This window comes from Sphingomonas sp. AOB5 (assembly GCF_029433115.1).
In the GTDB taxonomy this organism is placed as follows: Bacteria; Pseudomonadota; Alphaproteobacteria; order Sphingomonadales; family Sphingomonadaceae; genus Sphingomonas.
Genome location: NZ_JARNTV010000036.1, coordinates 1 through 21,128 on the forward strand (window position 1 = coordinate 1; position 21,128 = coordinate 21,128).

Consider the following 21,128-nt stretch of genomic DNA (forward strand, 5'->3'; position numbering starts at 1 on the left):
GGGCACGGGTCCGCTCGAACGGCGCGGGCGGCATCGATGGCGGCAAGCTGACCGCGGGCGACGCGACCTTGCTCTGGGAAAGCGCCGGCGGGCTGCGCATCGGCGTGCGCTACACCACCCAGATCTTCGCGATGGGCCTTGGACCGGTCGAGGTCATCGGTACGCCCGAATGCCGGATCAGCGGCAATGGTCCGGTGTCGTGCCAGGGCAAGGTTATCCGGCGCTAGGCCGCGATCGGAAACCGCAACAGCCTGCCCTCCACCGCGATCAGCGCCTGCGCGTCGGGGCCCACCGCACGGACGATCTCCGGGTGATGCGCGTCCAGCCCGCCGGTCAGCGCGCCGAATGCGGGCAGGATCAGCTTGGTCCGCGTCGCCACGAAGCAACGCCGCGCGACGCTGCGGCCGCGCACCTGCACGCGCAGCTTGGGGTGGAAATGGCCTGACAGCTCGGGACGAGGCTCGCGCGGATCGGCTTCGTGGCGCAGCAGCAGCCCATCGACTTCGGTTTCCTCGACGATTGAGCCGCCGAACGGATCGGTGAGCGCAGAATCGTGATTGCCGGTGATCCAGTGCCAGTCGAGCCGCGCAGTCAGCCCGGTCAACAACTCACGCGCCGCATCGGGCAATCGCTCGGCCCCGCGCGAATCGTGGAAGCTGTCGCCCAGGCACCACAGCTCGCGCGCATCGGTGCGATCCGCCAGCGCGGCGACGGCGCTGAGCGTCGCCAGCGAATCATAGGGCGGCAGCATCTGGCCGCGCGCGGCGAACCAGCTGGCCTTTTCGAAATGCAGATCGGCGACGATCAGCGCGCGCCGCGCCGGCCAGTAGAGCGCGCCTTCGGGCAGCGCCATCAGCTCATGACCGGCGAACGAAAGGGGAACCATGGCCCCGCTATCGCTGCCGGCTTCCAACACGTCAACAGCGCCTGATCGGAACCTTGCGTCCATTGATCGTGAGTACGCCATCCTTGTCGCCGGTCCGCGCGACCGTGTAGCGGAGCTGCTCCGGCGGGTTTAGCTTCACCGTCTCGCCTTCCATCTCGGTCCGCTCGGTCACGGTTTCGGTGATTGTATCGCCGTCGAGCTTCCAGCTGCCGTGATTGCCCGAATTGTCGAGCTTGCCATCGGCTTCATAGGTCACGACCAGATCGGTCGAGCATTCGCCCGAAAAGGCCCAGGTGCCGACCAGCCAGGCGGCCAGATCGCCCGCGGGCGCGGCGGCGTTGGAAGGCGCGGCTTCGATCGGTGCCGCCGGAGTTTCCGCTGCGACGGGCGCGGCTTCGTTCTTCGGCTGCGGCGCCTGTTCCTGGCATGCGCTCAACGCGCCCAGAGCCATTGCCGCCAGAAGAACCCGCTTTGCCATCTGCCCACTCCCTTGCGCGCCACCCTAACCCATAGCGGCGGCGCGGGGTAGCGGGATCAGGCGATCTCGGGCTGCTTCGCCTGTGCCATCTGGCCCAGTTCGCCGAGGATGCGGACCCAGCTGCGCATGCCCTTGTGGAAGCTCTTCAGCTCATACTTCTCGTTGGGCGAATGGATATTGTCGTCGGCCAGCGCGAAGCCGACCAGCACCGTATCCATGTTCAGGATCGAGCGGATCGAGGTGACGACCGGAATCCCGCCGCCACAGCCGATCAGCGCAGCCTTGCCCCATTCCGCATCGAGCGCGGCGCGGGTGGCCTCCAGCGGTGGGCTATCGCTCGGCACGGTAACCGCCGGGCTGCCGGGGCCGCGCGTGGCGAACACCGCTTCGCAATCGGCGGGTAGCGAATCGCGGACATGGCGTTCGAACGCCGCCCAGACCTTGTCCGGATCCTGCCGCCCGACCAGCCGGAAGCTGATCTTGGCATGCGCCTCGGCCGGGATCACCGTCTTGAAGCCTTCGCCGGTATAGCCGCCCCAGATGCCGTTCACTTCGGCGGTCGGCCGCGCCCAGATCTGTTCGAGCGCATCGGTGCCGGCTTCGCCCGCGGGGATGCGCAGCCCGACATCGCCCAAGAACTCGGCATCGTCGAAGCCCAGCGCGTCCCAGGACTGGCGGACCCCGGCTGGCACCGGATCGACGCCGTCGTAAAAGCCGTCGAGCGTGACGTGACCGTCCTTGTCCTTCATTTCGCCAAGGATCGTCGCGAGCAGCTGGATCGGGTTGCGCGCCGCGCCGCCATAAAGACCCGAATGCAGGTCGCGCCGTGCCGCCTTTATGGTGACCTCACCCGCCGCCATGCCGCGCAGGCCGATGGTCAGGCCGGGCGTGTCCGCGTCCCACATCAGCGTGTCGCAGATCAGCGCGAAATCGGCCTTCAGCTCCTGAGCATGCTCGCGCAGGAAGGGTTCGAGGCTGACCGAGCCGGATTCCTCCTCGCCTTCGAACAGGATCGTGACCTTGCACGGCAGGGCGCCGGTGGTTTCCTTCCACGCGCGGCACGCCTCAACAAAGGTGCGCAGCTGGCCCTTGTCGTCCGATGCGCCGCGGCCGACGATGATCTTGCCGCCATGGGCGCCATCCTCGAGTGAGGGATCGAACGGATCGCGGCGCCACAGGTTGAGCGGGTCGACGGGCTGGACGTCGTAATGGCCGTAGAACAGAACGTGGGGGCCGGGACCGTCGTGATGGGCAACGACCATCGGGTGCCCCGGCGTCTGCGCCACGCGCGCGTCGAATCCGATCTCCGCAAGCTCACCCGCCAGCAGCGCGGCGGCCTTCTGGCACTCTGCGGCATAAGCGGGATCGGTGGAAACCGACTGGACGCGCATCAGATCGAACAGGCGCTGGATCGTGTCGTCGAGATGGGTTTCGATATAGTCGAGCGGGGCGGAATCGCTGTTCTTCATGGGGGGCGAAATAGGCCTGCCGAAGCACCCCCACAAGGTCCGCCGCCCGGGCAATGCTCCGCCCGTTCCACCAACCGCACGGATCGGCGAAAGTCACAAGAGTCACAATGGCATCGCGGCGGGCATGCGCCCGCTCATGCACGCCCGCACGCGACGGGTCGCGGTGAGGCGCCCCGCATCGCGGACGATGCAGGTTGATGGATGCCGGAAAGGGTTCGAAGCTTCGGGGAAAGCTCCTAGAACAAATAGAGAACAATGTCAAGTTTAAACTTCGTGTGAGGCCATGGTGCTCCGGCGAAGGCCGGAGCCGTGGCAAGCGAGATCGGTGTACGCCAACGCTCCGGCCTTCGCCGGAGCACGGATTGGGCGCGACCCGGAACACGAGCGGGGATGCAAGCCGGAGCGCGGGGTTGCCTGAGAATACGCCATGCGCCACGACCGGCGCATGACCCAGATCCCTCCCGCCGGCACCGAAGCCGCCGACATCCTCGCCGCACTCGGCTGTCCCCTGCCCGCCACCGGCCGTCCCTCGCCGATCGACGGTTCGGCCTTGCCCGCCGTGCCCGACTGCGACTCTGTGGATGCCGCCATCGCCCGCTCGGTCTCTGCGTTCGAGGCATGGCGCAGTGTCCCCGGACCGGTGCGCGGCCAGCTCGTCCGTCTGTTCGGCGAAGCGTTGCGCGAACATCGCGAGGCACTGGGCCGGCTGGTCACCATCGAAACCGGCAAGCCGCTGTCCGAGGGCGTCGGCGAAGTGCAGGAGATGATCGATATCTGCGAATTCGCGGTCGGCCTCTCCCGCCAGCTTTACGGCCTGACCATCGCCAGCGAGCGGCCGAGCCATCACATGCGCGAGATGTGGCATCCGCTGGGGCCGGTCGCGGTGATTTCGGCCTTCAACTTCCCGGTGGCGGTGTGGGCATGGAATGCCTGTCTCGCTTTGGTGTGCGGCGATTCGGTGCTGTGGAAGCCGAGCGAAAAGACGCCGGTCACCGCCTGGGCGGTGCAATCGGTGTTCGACAAGGTCGCGAAGGATTTCGGCGCCCCCGAAGCCCTGTCGCAGCTCGTTTCCGGCGGCCGCGAGGCGGGCGAGGCACTGGCGGCGGATCATCGCATACCGCTGGTCTCGGCGACCGGAAGCGTGCCGATGGGCCGCGCGGTTGCCACCACCGTGGCTGCGCGGCTGGGCCGCAGCCTGCTGGAACTGGGCGGCAATGCCGCGACCATCGTTGCGTCTTCGGCCGATCTGGAGCTGGCCCTGCGTGCCATCGCGTTCGGCGCGGCGGGGACGACCGGCCAGCGCTGCACCACGATGCGGCGGCTGATCGTCCACAATTCCGTCTACGACACGCTGCTGCCGCGGCTGAAAAAGGCGTTCGGGAGCCTGCGCATCGGCGATCCGCGCGATCCCGCGACGCTGATCGGGCCGATGATCGACGCGCAGGCCGTGACTGCGATGGGCGCCGCGCTGGACCGCGCGCGGGCCGAGGGCGGCACGGTGACCGGCGGCGAGGCGCAGGGCGATTGCTATGTCGCGCCCGCGCTGGTGGAGATGCCGGCGCAGAGCGATCTGGTGCGCGAGGAGACATTCGCGCCGATTCTCTATGTGCTGCGATACAGCGAGTTCGACGAAGCGATCGCGATGCAGCGCGACGTGCCGCAGGGCCTGTCCTCCTCGATCCTGACCAACGATCTGCGCGAGGCCGAGGCGTTCCTTTCCGCAACCGGCTCCGATTGCGGCATCGCCAACATCAATATGGGGACCAGCGGCGCGGAGATCGGCGGGGCGTTCGGCGGCGAGAAGGAAACCGGCGGCGGGCGCGAAAGCGGATCGGACAGCTGGAAGGTCTATATGCGGCGCCAGACCCAGAATGTGAATTACGGGCGCACTTTGCCGCTGGCGCAGGGGGTCGAATTCGATCTGTGACGGCTGCCTGATAATTTAGCCCCTCCCCAGCGAAGGCTGGGGCCCAGTTGCAAAGGTGGTCGTAACGGAGTGCAGCGCTCTCCCGCCGACGCCCCGCAACTGGGCCCCAGCCTCCGCTGGGGAAGTGCTTAAGGTGCGAAACGCGGGCGGGCCGCACCGGCACCCGCCCGCTCAGTCTCAGATCAGCCGATATCGGCGATCAGGAAGGCGATGATCACTACCGTCGCGACGAGCATCCCGGCGATCAGATAGCCGGTCATCGACGGGCGGAACGCCTTGGGATGATCGAGACGGAGCTGGTCCATCTTCTCCTGCATCCCCGGCCGCGACGACAGCGATCCGCGCTGCAGGATCGGGGCGGTGCTGAGGAACATCACCGCGCGCTCCACTTCGGCGGGCAGCACCTTGGGATAGCGGCGCAGAATGTCTTCGACCGCATCGACGGTGACGTCGGCGGCCTGACGCGGCACGCTCCATTCGGGGTTTTCTTCGTGTTCGATAATCATGACTGGTCTCGCTTCGTGCGCAGGCCATGGCCCGCGCGATATCGTCCTTGTCCCGTCCGGCATGCGGACGGGCATTCAAAAAATTTCAGGCGATATCAGGCGAGTGGCGGTGCGCGCGGTTGGGCTGCGATCCGCCAGAGCGACGGACGGCGAGGCGCGGGACGCGCGGTTTCGAGAAGCTGCGGCGCACGGACGATCCCCGCAAGACTCGCCACCTGGGGCAGCAATGCGGGAACATCGTCGAGATCCGGGCTGCCCGATCCGGGCTTCCACCCATGGATGGTCCGCCGCGCCTCGACATGGCGATCGTGCGACGGCAGCGCATATTGACCCGGCGAGGAGGCGCTGAACGCCGCCGCATAGCTGTCCGGTGCCGGGCCGCGGGTATCCGGCAGCACGGCAAGGAACAGCGCGACCGCAATGCAGAGCATCGCGGTGCCTGCCGAACGGAGGCGTTCGAGGGTCACCCCCCGACTATAGGGCATCTGGCCCGAAATTGCGACTCGGGAGGGTTAAAGCGACCGCGCGATCAGCAGCTTCATGATCTCGCTCGACCCGCCATAGATGCGCTGGACCCGCGAGTTCCGGAACATCCGGGCGATCGGATAATCGTTGATATAGCCGTATCCGCCATGGAGCTGGAGGCACGCATCGACGATCTCCCACTCGGTTTCGGTCACCCATAGTTTCGCGATCGCGGCGGTGGTCAGGTCGAGCGTGCCGTCGACATAGCGCTGGACGCAATCGTTGACATAGACCTTGGCCACGGTCGCCTTGGCCTTGCATTCGGCCAGCTTGAACTGGGTGTTCTGGAAATCGAAGATGCGCTGGCCGAACGCCTGGCGTTCCTTGACGTATTCGGTGGTGGTCTCGAGCGCGCGCTCCATCGTCTGGACGCTGCCCACCGCGATGATCAGCCGTTCGCGCGGCAGCTCGGCCATCAGCTGGCGGAAGCCCTGCCCCTCGCGGTCGCCCAGAAGATTGTCGGCGGGGACCCAGACATCGTCGAAGAACAGCTCGCTGGTGTCCTGCGCATCCTGCCCGATCTTGTCGAGCGCCTTGCCGCGGCGGAAGCCCTCGGCCTGATCCGCCTCGACCACCAGCAGCGACACGCCCTTGCCGCCTGCGGCCGGATCGGTCTTGGCGACGACGATGATGAAATCGGCGATCTGGCCGTTGGAGATGAAGGTCTTGGCGCCGTTGATGCGATAGCCATTGCCGTCCTTCAGCGCGGTGGTGCGGATCGCCTGCAGGTCCGATCCCGCGCCCGGCTCGCTCATCGCGATGGCGGCGACGCTTTCGCCCGAGCAGAGTTTCGGGAGCCAGCGCTTTTTCTGCTCCTCGGTGCCGTGCGCCAGCACATAGGGCAGGATGATCACATTGTGCAGCGACAGGGCGAACCCCTCGACACCATGTTTCGCGACCTGCTCGACCAAAGCGACGTCGTGGCGGAAATCGCCGCCCGCACCGCCATATTCGGCCGGGATCGCAACACCGAGCAGCCCGGCCTCGCCCGCCTGCCGCCAGAATTCGCGCTCGACCTGGCCCTCGTCGCGCCATTTCTGGATGCGCGCGGGCGTGGCCTCACGCTCGAAGAAGCGCGCGGCGCTGTCGGCCAGCAATTCGATCTCGGGATCGCGCATGCAGGCCGGGGGCGGAACGTCGAGCACGGGCATGAGCTTCTCCTATCGAAACGTACCGGCGGCACGCAGTTCGGCGATCCGATCCGGGGCATAGCCAAGGCCGGTCAGCAGCGCGTCGGTATCCTCGCCCACGGCGCGCGGCGGAAGCGGCGGACCGGCGGGGGTACGCGACAGGCGCGGCGCGGGGGCAGGTTCGGTCCGTCCGCCGACCTCGATGAACGTCCCGCGCTCGGCATTATGGGGATGCGCCGCAGCCTCGGCCATGGTCAGCACCGGGGCGACACAGGCCCCGGCGGAATCGAAAGCCGCGATCCATGCGTCGCGCGGCCGGGTGGCGAACAGCGCGTCGAGCCGGGCGATCTGCCGCGCCCAACCCGAAGGATCGAGCTGACTGGCGAAATCGGGATCGTCCTTCAGCCCCAGCCCGCCCACCAGCACCGCCCAGAATTGCGGCTCGATCGCGCCGACCGACAGGAACTTGCCATCGGCACAGGCATAGCAGCGGTAGAAAGGCGCAGCCCCGGCCAGCATCGTCGCGCCCGGCCCGTCCTGCCACAGCCCGGCGGCGCGCATGCCCCAGCTCATCGCCGCGATCATCGCCGCGCCATCGGTCATCGCGGCGTCGACCACCTGGCCCTCTCCGCCGCGCTGCACCGACAGCAGCGCTGCGAGCATGCCGAAGGCCAGCATCATCCCGCCCCCGCCATAATCGGCGACATAGTTCATCGGCGGCACCGGCGGGCGCCCGGGAATGCCGATCCCCTCCAGCACCCCGGCAATGGCGATGTAATTCAGGTCGTGGCCCGGCGCGTCGGCCAGCGGGCCATCCTGACCCCATCCGGTCATCCGGCCATAGACCAGCCCGGGATTGTCGCCGATCAGCAGGTCCGGCCCCAGACCCAGCCGCTCCATCACGCCGGGGCGGAAGCCCTCGATCACCCCGTCCGCGCTGCGGCACAGGTCGCGCGCCACGGCGACACCTTCGGGGGTCTTGAGATCGAGCACGATCGAGCGGCGCGACCGCGCCAGCGCGCGCGGGCCGAAGCCGCCGCCATGCCGTTCGATGCGGATCACCTCGGCGCCATGATCGCCCAGCATCATCGCGCAGAAGGGGCCCGGCCCGATCCCGGCAAATTCGACGATGCGCAGCCCGGCAAGCGCTCCGGCCATCTTCCTCTCCCCCGGCGGTGCGAATCCGCTCACTTACATCGGTGTAAGTGACGTGCGCTTTTGCCGCAACGCTCTTGCCTAGTTGGCCACGATCCGTAGAGGAGCGCGCTCATGGATCAGGTCAAAATCGCCCGCGCATTGCTCTCGGTCTCCGACAAGAGCGGTATTGTTGAACTTGGGAAAGCGCTCGCCCGCCACGGCGTCGAGCTGGTCTCGACCGGAGGAACCGCCACCGCGCTGCGCGATGCGGGTCTGGAAGTGCGCGACATTTCCGACCTGACCGGCTTCCCCGAGATGATGGACGGCCGGGTCAAGACGCTGCATCCCAAGGTCCATGGCGGCCTGCTCGCGGTGCGCGACGATGCGGGGCACGTGGCCTCGGCCGACGAACATGCGATCGGGATGATCGATCTGGTGGTCGTGAACCTCTATCCCTTCCTCCAGACGGTGATGAAGGGTGCCGATCGGCCGGAGATCATCGAGAATATCGATATCGGCGGCCCGTCGATGGTGCGCTCGGCGGCGAAGAACCATGCGTTCGTCACCATCGTCACGGATCCGGCCGACTATGCCGAGCTGATCGCGGCGATGGACGAAAATGGCGGCGCGACCGGCCTCGATTTCCGCAAGCGCATGGCCGCGCGCGCCTTTGCCGCGACCGCCACCTATGACGGGATGATCGCCAGCTGGTTCGGCTTCGCCGACCAGCAGCAGCTGTTCCCCGAAACGCTGCCGCTCACGCTGAAGCATGGCTCGACGCTGCGCTATGGCGAGAACCCGCATCAGCAGGCCGCCTTCTACTCCCCCGCCGGCCCCTCGACCCCCGGCATCGGCCAGGCGCGTCAGGTGCAGGGCAAGGAGTTGAGCTACAATAATCTCAACGACGCCGATGCCGCGCTCGAGTTGATCAGCGAGTTCCGCGACGCCGATCCTTCGGTGGTGATCGTCAAGCATGCCAATCCGTGTGGCGTGGCGACCGCGGCGACGCTGGAAGAGGCCTATGCCGCGGCATTCGCCTGCGACACCGTGTCGGCTTTCGGCGGGATCATCGCGCTGAACCGCCCGCTGGACGAAGCCACCGCGCGCGCAATTGCGGGCATCTTCACCGAAGTGGTGGTCGCCCCCGATGCCGACGAAGCGGCGCTGGCGGTGTTCGCCGCGAAGAAGAATCTGCGCTTGCTGCTGACCGGCACGCTGCCCGATCCGAAGCGTGGCGGGATCACCGCCAAGTCGATCACCGGCGGCTGGCTGATCCAGTCGCGCGACAATGGTGCGATTGCGGAGTCCGACCTGAAGGTCGTGACCAAGCGCCAGCCGACCGCCGAGGAACTCGCCGACTGCCTGTTCGCATGGAAGGTCGCCAAGCACGTCAAGTCGAACGCCATCGTCTATGCCAAGGGTGGATCGACCGCAGGCGTCGGCGCGGGGCAGATGAACCGCCTCGAATCCGCGCGCATTGCCGCGTGGAAGGCCAAGGACGCCGCCGAAAAGGCCGGCTGGACGACGCCGCGCACCATCGGCTCGGCAGTGGCGTCGGACGCCTTCTTCCCCTTCGCCGACGGGCTTCTGGCCGCCGTCGAAGCCGGGGCGACTGCGGTGATCCAGCCGGGCGGATCGATCCGCGACGACGAAGTGATCGCCGCTGCGGACGAAGCCGGGCTGGCGATGGTCTTCACCGGAATGCGCCACTTCCGGCATTGAGGCGGAGGGCGCTCGTACCGCGCAAGCAACAAACAAGCCGCCCCTCCCCAGCGAAGGCTGGGGCCCAGGTGCGGGACGTGCGCTGGAGAGCGTCGAACGCCGTTACATCCACCTTTGCAACTGGGCCCCAACCTCCGCTGGGGAAGGAAAAAAGGGGTAACGGGGCCGCGTAGACCTCAGCCCGACAGCTTGCAGAGCTGGTTGCAAGCCTTGCGTTCGAACAGGCGCGCGCCCTGTTCGAGCCGGGTGCGGCTCGCCGGATCGGCCTCTGCAGCATAGCGGCGGAAAACGGCGGCCATCTTGCCGCGATGGGTGGTGCCCATCGCATCGGCGACGACGCCCAGTTCCTCCAGCAGTCCGTCGATCAGGCGGGTGCGATTGGCCGCGGTCATCGCGCGATCCGACTGGAATTCGAGCGCGCCCTCGATCATCAGCGCGATCCCTTCGTGCATCTGGTTCAGGCCCTGACGCTGAACGCCGCTTTCCCCGACCCAATCCTCCTGGCTCGTTTCCTTGAAGAGCTGCGCCACCGCCGGATAGGTCCGCTTGCCGGAGAGCAGCAGGCCGATCGATGCCGTGGTGAGTTCGTCCTGCACCTGCATCAGCCGCGCATGATCCTCCGGCTCGCCCGCCGCGAAGCGATACAGCGCCTCATAGGCGCCGAGCAGGGCCTGCAGCGTGTTCATCACCTCGATCGGACCGGTCGACATCGTGCGGATCGCCGCCGGATCGAACGCGTCGCGGACCAGCGCGGCCAGCGCCGGCTTGCGCAGTTCGAGGACCGGGGCGTTGCGTGCCGTCAGCTCGCCGAGCTGGCGCGCCAGTTCCTTCGAAGCGGTGATCAGGCGGCTATCCTCCGCCACCATCGCGGGACGAAGCGCAGCCTGTGCGGGCGCCACCATCACCGGCGCGACCATCAGCGCGAGCGCTACGAACGAACCCTTTCCCATCATCGTCCCCCTTTTGGTCTCAAACCGATCCGTCGATCCGCGCGGTCTGTTCCTTGGGCATCTTCTGGAACAGCGCGCGATCCTCGGGACCGAAGGCGAGCTTGAGCAGCACCGCGAAATAGGCGGCCAGCATCAGCGGAATGCCCGCGGTGAGCTGAAGCCATTCGGGCAGCTTGCTGATCGCGACGCCAGTGCCCGCGCAGGCGATCATCGCCGCGAACAGGCCCCAGCGCAGCCCCGAGACGCGCTGGCCGAGCAGGCGCGACAACAGCCACGACTTGGCAATCGAACCGAGCAGCAGCGAGGTCGCCAGCGCCAGCGCGGGGCCGACCGCCTGATAGGCGATGGGATAGCCGAGATCGCGGATGATGAAGACGAACACGAAGCTCATCACCGCCTGGAAACAGAGCATCGCCGTGGAGATCATCAAATTGCGATGCCGCGCGATATAGACCAGCCCGCCCTCGGCAATGGCGCCGGGCGCCGCCAGCACTTCGGCCGCGAGCAGGATGCAGAGAGCCGCAGAGCCCGCGACGAAGCTGTGCCCGAGCAGGCCGAGCACGCCGTCCGAGGTGATGCCCAGCGCGATCGCCAGCGCCGCCTGCACCGCGATCACCCAGAAGGCGACCTGCCGCACCTGCTTGGCGACCGACGCGGTATCTCCCGCCGCGAGGCTGCGCGTAACGACCGGGCCAAGGATCGGATCGAAGGTGGTCTTCAGGCGCTGCGCCGGCGAAGCGAGCTGCTGCGCCATGTAGTAGATGCCGACCACCGCGGGCGAGAAGAGCAGGCCGAGGATGAAGCGATCGATGTTGCGCGATCCCCATTCCAGCATATCCGCCCCGGCCAGCGGCGCATTGGCGCGCGCCATCTGCCACAGCTTGAACGGGTGCGGCGTCCAGCCATGCGGCACGCCATACATGCGGATCAGCGGCACCATTGCGGCGATCAGCATCGCGAAGGTCGCCAGCACATAGGAGATGATCAGACCGTCACGCGACGAATACCAAGCCAGCACGAACGCCGCGCCGCTGATCGTCCAGGGCTCGACGATCGCTCGCGCCGTGACCGACGCGCCGACATTGTGGCGGTACGCCAGCGCGGAAAAGGCCACGTCGCACCATGCCAGCGCGAAGACGATGCTGGGCAACAGCCATTCCAGACCCGTCGCCTGACTGTTCGGGAACATGATCTGCGGGAACAGCCCCAGCACCACGCTGGCGCAGATCGACGCGATCAGCGCGACGACCAGCGCATCGGCCACGACATGATTGTGCGGCCGGCTGGTGGTGGAAAGCGCCTGCGCCAGCCCGCGCTTGAGACCCAGCGTCGCCATCAGCGCCGCGATCTCGATCACCAGCACCGCCAGCGCGAACCGGCCGACGACCTCGGGACCATACCAGCGCCCGGCGATGAACAGGAACGGCAGGCGCCCGGCAAGCCGGATCACGAAGCCGAGAATGTTGGTCCGCCCGCCCTTGGCAAGCTGTGCGATATCGTCGGGTTTCTGCGCCGGATCAGTCGACATGAAACACTCCGGTGATCCATGCCGGCCCGATCTCGCCGGGATTCTCCAGCTTGCCGTTGACGACGCGTATGCCGTGTACCGACAGTTCGACATGCACCTTCATCGCCGACGTCGGCGCCGCGGGACGATCGAATATCGCCTTGATCTGCGCGCATCTCTCGCCGCAACTCCGGAGCGAGAGATGGGATAGCGTGGTCCAGTCCAGCGCAGCCATCACCCCGTTTCTGTCCGAACACAGGGGTGCGATGTCCTTGAAAAACTGCGCGAACCCGTCCTCCTCGCACCGGAATTGCGGCGCGTTGCTCGGAATCAGGCGCCGGATCGACTGGATGGCGATCGAAGCGTCCAGTGCGTCCAGTTCCCATGACCCGTCACCATACGCCGCGAAGTATCGCAGCGGATGCTTCACCCGCCGGACGACAGGCCCTAATGACTTGCAGGTCTCGTCGGTCGGGGCCTTCCCGGCGGCAAGATCGGCAGCGCTGACCGCGAAGCGCTGGCTGGGAACCAGCATGAGCAGACGCACCGGTGTATCGCCACCGACATTCGCGCCACCCGGCCCGAAGCTCGCAACCTGCACCTCGGCCGAGCAAAGTCCCGGATACTGGGTAGCCGCAGGCGCCGCAGCGAATGCGACCTCGAACGCGACCCGATCGAAATTAAACACGCGCGTATGCACGTTGGTCACTTCAGTTTCGCGGGTCGTGCCTTGCGGCGCCTGCAGCACGCGGCGCTCAAGCGCTTCGGGCGACAGGCTCGTGGCGAGGTTCCAGGTGAACGGCTCGGGATCCTGCGCACCGGTCAGCACCAGCGCCATGGCGGCGAGCGCCAGCCGGCCGCGGACATGAGGGTTTCCGGTCACGAGCGGTCGCTGCCCATTGCGATCCACGCCTCTCCCTGTTCGGCGACGGGAATAGGGCGGGACGGCTGCAAAGCCAATGCGATCAATGCGCCGCGCCCCAGCTGGGGCCGACGCCGATCTCGACGCCCAATGGCACGCTGAGCTTCACCGCGGGTTCGGCCGCGGTCGCCATCACGCGTTCGATCACCGGCTTGGCGGCTTCGACATCGCCCTCGGGCAGTTCGAACACCAGTTCGTCGTGCACCTGCAGCAGCATCTTCACGTTGGGCAACCCGGCCTCGAGCAGCGCCGGACCCATGCGGGCCATGGCGCGCTTGATGATGTCGGCGCTGGTGCCCTGGATCGGGGCGTTGATCGCGGCGCGCTCTGCGCCTTGGCGGACATGCTGGATCGGCGCTTTGATCTGCGGGAACCAGGTTTTCCGGCCGAACAGGGTCGTGGTGTGGCCGCGCTGGCGGACCCCCTCCAGCGTCTCGTTGATATAGGCCGAGATGCCGGGGAAGCGCTCGAAATAGCGCGAGATCATCGCCTGGGCTTCGTCCGCGTCGATCTCCAGCCTTGTGGCCAGGCCCCAGCGCGAGATGCCGTAGAGGATCGCGAAGTTGATCGTCTTGGCGCGCCCGCGCGTGTCGCGATTGACCTCGCCGAACAACTCGTTGGCGGTAGCGGCGTGAATATCCTCGCCACGCAGGAAGGCGTCGCGCAGCTGCGGCACATCGGCCATATGCGCCGCCAGCCGCAGCTCGATCTGCGAATAGTCCGCCGCGAGGATGACATTGCCCGGTTCGGCGACGAAGGCGTCGCGGATCTGGCGGCCGATCTCGGTGCGGATCGGGATATTCTGGAGGTTGGGGTCGGTCGAGGACAGCCGCCCAGTCTGCGCGCCGGTCAGCGAGTAGCTGGTATGGACGCGGCCGGTATCGCGGTCGATCTGCGCCTGCAGCGCGTCGGTATAGGTGGACTTCAGCTTGGACAGCTGGCGCCATTCGAGGACGAGGCCGGCGATGGCGACGCCTTCGGCCTTCATCTTCTCCAGCACGGTCACGTCGGTGGAGTAAGCGCCGGACTTGCCCTTCTTGCCCCCCTTCAGGCCCATCTTGTCGAACAGGATCGCGCCCAATTGCTGGGTCGATCCGATCTGGAAGGGTTGGCCCGCCTCGGCCTGAATCTCTTCCTCCAGCCGCGCCATTTCCTGCGCGAAGCGGCTCGACAGCAAGGAGAGCTGGTCACGGTCGACCTTGACGCCGGCGCGTTCCATCGCCGCGACCACGGGGATCAGCGGCCGGTCGACCATCTCATAGACCCGCGTCGCGCCTTCATAGGCCAGCCGCGGCTTGAAGCGGGTCCAAAGCCGCCAGGTGACGTCGGCATCCTCGCCGCCATAGCGGGTGGCCTGATCAAGCGGCACCTGGGCGAAGCTGATCGCTTTCTTGCCGGTGCCGGTCACGTCCTTGAAGCTGATGCACGTGTGTTCGAGCGTGGCGTGCGCAGCCTCGTCCATGCCGTGCCCGGCAAGCGACTGGCCGGCATCGAGATCGAAGCTCATCACCATCGTGTCGTCTACGGGCATGACCTCCAGTCCGTGGCGGATCAGCACGTTGATATCGTATTTGATGTTGTGCCCGATCTTGAGCACGCTCGGATCGGCCAGCAGCGGGCGGAGCAGCCGCACCACGTCGTTCAGCGGCAGCTGCGGCGGCGCTTCGGCAAACATATCGTCGCCGCTGCGGTGGCCGATCGGAATGTAACAGGCCCGGCCCGGCTTGGTGGCGAGGCAGATGCCGACCAGCGCAGCGTTCATCGCGTCGAGCGAATCGGTCTCGGTATCGATCGCGATGGTGCCGCTGGCACGGCTCTCGGCGATCCATGCCTCCAGCCGCTCGATGCTGGTGACGGTCTCATAGGTGTCGCAGTCGATCGGGGGCAGTTCGACGAAATTGGGTGCATCGGATACGGAAAGCGCACTCGCCGCCGCGACCGGATCGGCGGTGTCGCGCCCCGGCGCATGGGCGGCCATGCGCGAGAGCAGGGTCTTGAACCCCTGATCCTCGAGAAAGGCGCGCAGCGGCTCGGGCGGGATGCCGTCGAGCTTCAATTCGTCGAGCGTCATCGGCACCGCCGTGTCGCAATGGAGCGCCACCAGCTTGCGCGAGAGCAACGCCATTTCGCGATGCTCGATCAGATTGTCGCGCATCTTGCTCGGCTTCATGCCGGGCGCGGCATCCAGCACCTTTTCCAGCGTACCGAATTCGCCGATCAGCTTGGCCGCGGTCTTCGGCCCGATGCCCGGAACGCCGGGGACGTTGTCGACCGTATCGCCCATCAGCGCCAGCACGTCGCCCAATTGCTCGGGCTGCACCCCGAACTTGGCCTCGACATATTCCGGCCCGCGCCGCTCGTTCTTCATCGTGTCGAGCATGTCGACGCCGGGCTGGATCAGCTGCGCCAGATCCTTGTCCGAACTGACGATGGTGACGCTCCACCCGGCTTCGACCGCGCGGCAGGTATAGGTGGCGATGATATCGTCGGCCTCAAAGCCCTCCTCCTCGATACACGGCAGCGAAAAGGCGCGGGTGGCCTCGCGGATCAGCGGGAATTGCGGGATCAGATCCTCGGGCGGCGGCGGGCGCTGGGCCTTGTACTTGTCGTACAGATCGTTGCGGAAGGTGTGCGATCCCTTGTCGAGCACCACCGCCAGATGGGTCGGCCCCTCCGCCTTGTCGAGCGCGTCGGCCAGCTTCCACAGCATCGCGGTATAGCCATAGACCGCACCCGCAGGCGTGCCGTGGCGGTTCGTCAGCGGGGGGAGCTGATGATAGGCGCGGAAGATATAGCCGGAGCCGTCGACGAGATAGAGATGTGGCATCGGCGAGGGGATAGCCGAGCCGGGGGGCGGAACAAAGCCCTCCCGGCGCGGCAAGCCTTCAGGCCATGACGATGTTCTGAAGCGAGAAGCTGAAAGGCTGGGCGGTGGGGCCCGGGCCGCCCCCGGTCATCACGATATCGGCGCTGGCGATGCCGAGCAGCGAAATCTCGGTGTTGACCGCGTCGATGATTGCCGCGTTCATCACCTGCCCCTGCACCACCTGCGACACGGCACCGATCCAGATCGTCGGCTTGAACTGGAATTGCGCCATCTGGCCGGGCGCAACGCCGGTCTTGGTCGCGAGCAGCCTGCCCATCTTGTAGATGCCGGCGCTGACCGATCCCTGCGGCAGCGCATTCATGACCTGAACTTCGCCGGGCACGGTTGCCGCGCCGGCAGGCTGCAGCATATCGCCCGAAGCGGTCATGCCCACCGAAAAGGCCTGGCCGTGCATCGCATCGAGCTTCGGCGTGTAATTGCCCCAGCTGTCGCTCGATCCGACCTGCATCGACATCGGGAAGGTGAACGGGTGGTTCTCGCTCTGCCCGCAATTCTGGATGACGTGCCACGCCACCGCGAGCTCGCCAAAGTCGCTCGCGACATTCTTCTGGAAGATCACGATCTGCGAGTTATTCGCGTCGTTGGAATTGTTGATGAAGTTGAGCTGGATATCCATGGCCGTCCTCTCCGCCGGGTTTGGCGGGATGCTAGGCGCGTGGCGGACCGAATCCAGATCATAACGGACGCGATTCATTCGGCGTCGTGGAAGATGATCCCGAGCGTGTGCCGTTGCCCTGAGCGGATCGTGCTGACCCCGTGGCGCATCGCCGTGCGGTAATCGCCACGGCTGCCCGCCACCGGGCGCTGGTTGACCGCGAAGATCACCGCATCGCCCTGTCCCAGCGGCACCACCTCGGCGCGCGACTGCATGCGCGGGCGCTGTTCGGTCAGGACGAAGTCGCCGCCGGTAAAGTCCGCGGGCGAGGAGAGCAGCACCGCGAGCTGGAGCGGAAAGACGTGATCGCCATACAGATCGCGGTGGAGGCAATTATAGTCGCCCGGGCCGTATCGCAGCAGCAGCGGGGTGGGACGTACCTGACCGTCCGCCCGGCATTCGGCGAGGAACGCGTCATGATCGTCGGGAAAGCGCCGATCGATCCCCATCCGCACGTGCCAGCGGTTCGCGACCGGCACCAGCTTGGGATAGATCGCCGAGCGAAGCCCCTGCACCAACGGCGGCAGCGGATAGGCGAAATAGCGATACTCGCCCCGCCCGAAGCCGTGCCGGGCCATCATCACATGGCTGCGGAACTGCTCCGGCGCGTCATAGCGCGCGGCGGTTTCGGCACAGGCGGCCGCATCGAGCAGGCCGGGCAACACCGCCCAGCCCTGCGCGTCGAGGTCCTGCGCGATCGCGCACCAGTCATAGCGTTCGATATCCATGCGGCACGATTGCCGCCGGTCCGCCGCCCCGCGCATCCCGGCGCTTGCGTCCGAAACGGGCCCCGTCGCGGACACGGCCGCGACGGAGAGGAGCCTGCATTGTTGCGCAACCGTGCCGGGTTTCCTAACTCTCCGGGGTAACGCGTTGCGGAGAGGGGGTTTCAGCATGACCACGCCCGATTGGTGCGGACCGCCCATCTTCCACGGCCAATGGACCGAACTGACGGGTGCCGAGGCACTGACCATGGCGCATGAGATCGGCGTCTCGGTATCGGAGAATCCGTCGCTGGTGCAGGATGCGCGGATCGAGCGGACGCGGGTACGTGCGCTGCCCTGCTATCCCGGCGCGATCCTGATCGAGGCCCAGGCGCAGTTCGGCGAGCGGCGCGGCCTCTCCAACCATATCTATGGCAGCTGGGGCATGGTCACGCTCGACGGGGCCAGCGCGGTGCTGCACGATCTGAACGCGATTCCCGGCGCGCTGGTGCTGGAGACCGAGGAACAGGTTGCCGCCTATCACCTGCTGTTCTGCAATGTGGTGCGCGGCGAAGAGGGCCGGTTCCGCCTGGTCGGCCCGCACGAGCCGGCCGAATGGACCGACGGCCCCAAGCCCGACGATGCGGTGTTCGCCACCATGTCGAGCCCGATCCTGATCAGCCGCAAGCCCGATCACTGGGCGGCCGAAGCGGCTTTGCTCTATGGCACGTCGCTGTTCTACGCCCATTTCGAGATCGGCACGAACGGCATGATCGAAATGATGGACGACCGCCCGATCGCCAGCGACCCGCCGCTTCGCCGCGAAAGCTGGTCGGCCCAGTTCCGCATCCCCGCACCGGAGGCAAAGGCATGAGCGCGAAGCTTCCCTTCGGCAGCAACGCCGACACCGGCCGCGCCGTGCGCCTGCCCGAAAAGGTCGACGAGGCGGGGTTGCTGGTCGGCTGGTCGCTCGAGCGCGACCATGCCCGGCCGCGGTTCGGCTTCGGCTATGGCGATCCTGCGATGCGGCAGGATTCGGGCATTCTCGATCCGGTCCTGCTCGATGGCGAAGGCCATCTGATCACCTTTGCGCCGACCGGACAGGGCAAGGGCCGCAGCTGCATCATCCCCGCGCTGCTGCGCCATTCGGGGCCGGTGATCGTGATCGATCCCAAGGGCGAGAATGTGCAGGTCACCGCGCGCCGCCGCCGCGAGTTGGGTCAGCAGGTGGTGGTGCTCGATCCGATGTGCGTCGCGTCGGACGGCAGCGGGCGGTTCAACCCGCTCGACTTGATCGACGGCGAAAGCGTCGACGGCGTCGATCTGGCGGCGATGTTCGCCGCGGCGATGGTCGACGGCAAGGAAGATCCCGAGAACAGATATTGGTATCAGCGCGGCCAGCAATTGCTGATCGGCGTGATCCTGCACGTCGTGACCACCGCCCCGCACGGCGGCCGGACCTTCACCGCGGTGCGCGAGGCGCTGGCCCGGCTGGTGTCGGAGGCCGGGGATCCGGTCCCGATGCCGGGATCGATGCGCCATGAACTGGAGCATTCGCCGCATCCCGAAGCGCGGATGGCGGCGACCATCCTCGCCATCGGCGTGCAGCAGGGCGTCGGATCGATCCTGTCGATGGCGCAGGACGGCATCGATTTCCTGCGCGGCCCGCAGGTGGCGACCGCGACCGCGGCCAGCGATTTCGACATCGATGCAGTCACGCGCGGCGATCCGCTGTCCATCTATATCGTGCTGCCGCCGCACATGATGGAGAGCCATGGCCGGCTGTTGCGGCTGTGGATCATGGCGCTGATCTCGCTGATCACCCGCCGCCGCGCCCGGCCGGAGCGATCGACCCTGTTCCTGCTCGACGAAGCGGCGCAGCTCGGCACCCTGCCCCAGCTGCGCCAGGCAGTGACCTTGCTGCGCGGCTATGGCGTGCAGACCTGGAGCTTCTGGCAGGACGTCAGCCAGTTGCGGCTGCTCTACCCGCGCGACTGGGAGACGATGCTCAACAATTGCGAGGTCGTGCAATGCTTCGGCGCGCTCAACATGCGCGCCGCCGCCACCATGGCAGAGATCACCGGCTATGGGCTGCCCGCCGCCGTGCTTGGCCTGACCGACGACGAGATGCTGTTGCAGATCGCGGGCGAGGAAGTGGTGGTCGCGCGCAAGCCGGACTATCTCAACGATCCCGCCTTCAAGGGCGCGTTCGACGCCAATCCGTTCCACGACAGCGCGCGCGAGGTGCTGCCGCCGCCAAGCCCGCGGATCAAGCTGTTCGAGCGCCGCCCGGACGGGCCGCCGAGCCGCCCGCCGGCGCAGCTCGCCACGGTCGACGCGCCGGAACCGCCACTATTGGACGACATCCCTTTCTTCACGCCTCCGCCACGCAAGCGCGAGCGGCGCAACAGCACGCTCGACGATCTGGCGAAGCGGATCACCGGGCAGCCGATGCCGAAGCGGGAGGACGAGGGGACGGACGAAGCAGGAAAGGGCTGAGCGGCCTCAGCGGTGGTTGGCGACCACCGCGGCGACCACGCCCTGCATCAGCTCCTGCCGCTCCTTGATCGGGCGCGGCGTGTCGCCGATCATCACCGCCACGGCATAGGACTTGCCGTCCGGCGCGACGAGGATGCCGACATCGTTATAGCCCGCCGTGCGCCCGCGCAGATCCTGCCCGGTGCCGGTCTTGTGGCCGAACTGCCAGCCGACAGGCACCGCGCCGCGCAGCCGCTGGCGGCCGGTGTGCGAGCTTTGCATCGTGCTGATCAGCCATGCGGTCGAGCTGGGCGACAGCAATTCGCCGCGCTGCAGCCGCGCCAGCGCATAGGCGATCGCATTGGGCGCCGCGCCGTCGGGCGGATCGGAGACATAGGTTTCGAACGCCGCCAGCCGCACGCCCGGCGCGAGCTGCGCACGCGCCTGCGAGAAGGCGTTGCCGCGCGAATATTCGGGCTTCCACTCGAGGCCCGCGGTCGCCGCCTGAAGCAGCTTTTCGCCCGGGCCGAAGCGGATCGCACCCAGCCCCTTGCGCGCGATGAAGTCGCGCACCGCCTGCGGACCGCCGACCAGCCGGAGCAGCTTGTCGTTGCAGGTATTGTCGCTCATCGTCATCGCGCGGCGCATGATCTCGCCGACGGTGGACGTATAGCCGACGCCGTCCTTCACCAGCGACGCCACCGGCTGGTGGAACACGGTGAAATCGGCTTCGGTGATGGTGATCGGATCCTCGAGCCGGATGCGGCCCTGGTCGATCGCATCGAGCACGGTCATCGTGACCCACAGCTTGCTGACGCTCTGCTGGGGCAGCTTGAGATCGCCGTTCGAGGCGACGACCCAGCCTTCGTCGATGCTCATCACCGAGACACCGACGGTGCCGCTGAAATTCTTGGTCAGCGAGTCGATGATCGCGACCAGCGCCTGCGGAGCGGGCGCGGTGGGGGTGCGCGGCTTGACCGGCGCGTGGGAAACATTGGAGGCCATCGAAGTTTCGGAAGCCATGGCCGGGGGCACGAGCAGCGACACGCGCGAGCCGTCATGCACCGCACAGCCCATCAGCAGCGCCGGACCCAGGCCGCCGAGCGTCGCCGCCCGCTGCACATTGGTGAAGGGCGGTTGACCGGCCCACCAGCGGGCGAGCTCGTACCGCATCTTGGCGGCCTCGAGCGCCGCCTGTTCCTTAAGGTTCGCGAGTCGCGAAAAATTCGTCACGTTATCCGCCCC

At 67.0% G+C, this 21,128-nt stretch carries 18 protein-coding genes and 1 pseudogene; 5 read left to right on the forward strand and 14 right to left on the reverse strand.

The genetic code is table 11. The features are described from left to right. Positions 1–227: pseudogene (locus P1X14_RS14520) on the forward strand (DUF2807 domain-containing protein); the annotation flags it as partial. On the opposite strand, the gene pdeM reads toward P1X14_RS14520, so the two are convergent. The 3 genes from pdeM to P1X14_RS14535 are packed head-to-tail and all read right to left on the reverse strand — an operon-like array spanning position 224 to position 2,833. Then, the gene (gene pdeM / locus P1X14_RS14525; protein WP_277316100.1) at positions 224–886 is read right to left on the reverse strand and encodes a ligase-associated DNA damage response endonuclease PdeM; all 663 of its coding nucleotides are present in this window, start codon (positions 884–886) and stop codon (positions 224–226) included. The pseudogene P1X14_RS14520 and the gene pdeM overlap by 4 nt on opposite strands. Before the next feature lie 31 nt (positions 887–917). Continuing rightward, complete coding sequence (locus P1X14_RS14530) at positions 918–1,364, reverse strand: hypothetical protein (RefSeq protein ID WP_277316101.1); 447 nt, start codon at positions 1,362–1,364, stop codon at positions 918–920. Positions 1,365–1,420: 56 nt separating this feature from the next. Then, positions 1,421–2,833: a M20/M25/M40 family metallo-hydrolase gene (locus P1X14_RS14535; RefSeq protein ID WP_277316102.1), complete on the reverse strand. Its 1,413-nt coding sequence runs from the start codon at positions 2,831–2,833 to the stop codon at positions 1,421–1,423. Between the two features lie 445 nt (positions 2,834–3,278). Here P1X14_RS14535 and P1X14_RS14540 point away from each other — a divergent pair, with 445 nt between their 5' ends. Next, positions 3,279–4,760, forward strand: a complete 1,482-nt coding sequence (locus P1X14_RS14540) for an aldehyde dehydrogenase family protein (protein ID WP_277316103.1) — start codon at positions 3,279–3,281, stop codon at positions 4,758–4,760. 182 nt (positions 4,761–4,942) lie between these two features. Here the strand turns inward: P1X14_RS14540 and P1X14_RS14545 are convergent, their stop codons facing one another. The 4 genes from P1X14_RS14545 to P1X14_RS14560 form a co-directional block, all read right to left on the reverse strand. Beyond that, positions 4,943–5,266, reverse strand: a complete 324-nt coding sequence (locus tag P1X14_RS14545) for a hypothetical protein (protein ID WP_277316104.1) — start codon at positions 5,264–5,266, stop codon at positions 4,943–4,945. 95 nt (positions 5,267–5,361) lie between these two features. Continuing rightward, positions 5,362–5,733 carry a hypothetical protein gene (locus tag P1X14_RS14550; protein ID WP_277316105.1) on the reverse strand — a complete coding sequence of 124 codons (372 nt, stop codon included), beginning with the start codon at positions 5,731–5,733 and terminating at the stop codon, positions 5,362–5,364. 45 nt (positions 5,734–5,778) lie between these two features. Further along, entirely contained in the window at positions 5,779–6,942 is a 1,164-nt protein-coding gene (locus tag P1X14_RS14555; protein ID WP_277316106.1) for an acyl-CoA dehydrogenase family protein, read from the reverse strand. 9 nt (positions 6,943–6,951) lie between these two features. After that, on the reverse strand, positions 6,952–8,079 hold the full coding sequence (locus tag P1X14_RS14560) for a CaiB/BaiF CoA-transferase family protein (protein WP_277316107.1): 1,128 nt from the start codon (positions 8,077–8,079) through the stop codon (positions 6,952–6,954). Between the two features lie 111 nt (positions 8,080–8,190). Here P1X14_RS14560 and purH point away from each other — a divergent pair, with 111 nt between their 5' ends. Beyond that, the gene (gene purH, locus P1X14_RS14565) at positions 8,191–9,780 is read left to right on the forward strand and encodes a bifunctional phosphoribosylaminoimidazolecarboxamide formyltransferase/IMP cyclohydrolase (RefSeq protein WP_277316108.1); all 1,590 of its coding nucleotides are present in this window, start codon (positions 8,191–8,193) and stop codon (positions 9,778–9,780) included. Positions 9,781–9,956: 176 nt separating this feature from the next. Here purH and P1X14_RS14570 read toward each other — a convergent pair whose 3' ends face one another. The 6 genes from P1X14_RS14570 to P1X14_RS14595 form a co-directional block, all read right to left on the reverse strand. Further along, complete coding sequence (locus tag P1X14_RS14570) at positions 9,957–10,730, reverse strand: hypothetical protein (protein WP_277316109.1); 774 nt, start codon at positions 10,728–10,730, stop codon at positions 9,957–9,959. A gap of 19 nt (positions 10,731–10,749) precedes the next feature. Beyond that, positions 10,750–12,258, reverse strand: coding sequence for a lipopolysaccharide biosynthesis protein (locus P1X14_RS14575; protein ID WP_277316110.1), 1,509 nt, complete (start codon positions 12,256–12,258; stop codon positions 10,750–10,752). Further along, complete coding sequence (locus P1X14_RS14580; protein ID WP_277316111.1) at positions 12,248–13,120, reverse strand: hypothetical protein; 873 nt, start codon at positions 13,118–13,120, stop codon at positions 12,248–12,250. Before P1X14_RS14580 ends, P1X14_RS14575 begins: the two co-directional genes overlap by 11 nt. An 82-nt stretch (positions 13,121–13,202) precedes the next feature. After that, positions 13,203–15,986: a DNA polymerase I gene (polA, locus tag P1X14_RS14585; RefSeq protein WP_277316112.1), complete on the reverse strand. Its 2,784-nt coding sequence runs from the start codon at positions 15,984–15,986 to the stop codon at positions 13,203–13,205. A gap of 58 nt (positions 15,987–16,044) precedes the next feature. After that, positions 16,045–16,662 carry a hypothetical protein gene (locus tag P1X14_RS14590; RefSeq protein ID WP_277316113.1) on the reverse strand — a complete coding sequence of 206 codons (618 nt, stop codon included), beginning with the start codon at positions 16,660–16,662 and terminating at the stop codon, positions 16,045–16,047. A gap of 74 nt (positions 16,663–16,736) precedes the next feature. Then, positions 16,737–17,429, reverse strand: coding sequence for a 2OG-Fe(II) oxygenase (locus tag P1X14_RS14595; protein WP_277316114.1), 693 nt, complete (start codon positions 17,427–17,429; stop codon positions 16,737–16,739). A 166-nt stretch (positions 17,430–17,595) separates the two neighbouring features. Between P1X14_RS14595 and P1X14_RS14600 the strand changes: the two genes are divergently transcribed. Then, entirely contained in the window at positions 17,596–18,279 is a 684-nt protein-coding gene (locus tag P1X14_RS14600) for a hypothetical protein (RefSeq protein ID WP_277316115.1), read from the forward strand. Next, the gene (locus P1X14_RS14605; protein ID WP_277316116.1) at positions 18,276–19,904 is read left to right on the forward strand and encodes a type IV secretory system conjugative DNA transfer family protein; all 1,629 of its coding nucleotides are present in this window, start codon (positions 18,276–18,278) and stop codon (positions 19,902–19,904) included. The genes P1X14_RS14600 and P1X14_RS14605 overlap by 4 nt, the downstream gene beginning before the upstream one ends. 6 nt (positions 19,905–19,910) lie before the next feature. Here P1X14_RS14605 and P1X14_RS14610 read toward each other — a convergent pair whose 3' ends face one another. Then, on the reverse strand, positions 19,911–21,116 hold the full coding sequence (locus P1X14_RS14610; protein ID WP_277316117.1) for a serine hydrolase: 1,206 nt from the start codon (positions 21,114–21,116) through the stop codon (positions 19,911–19,913). Positions 21,117–21,128: the final 12 nt, after the last annotated feature.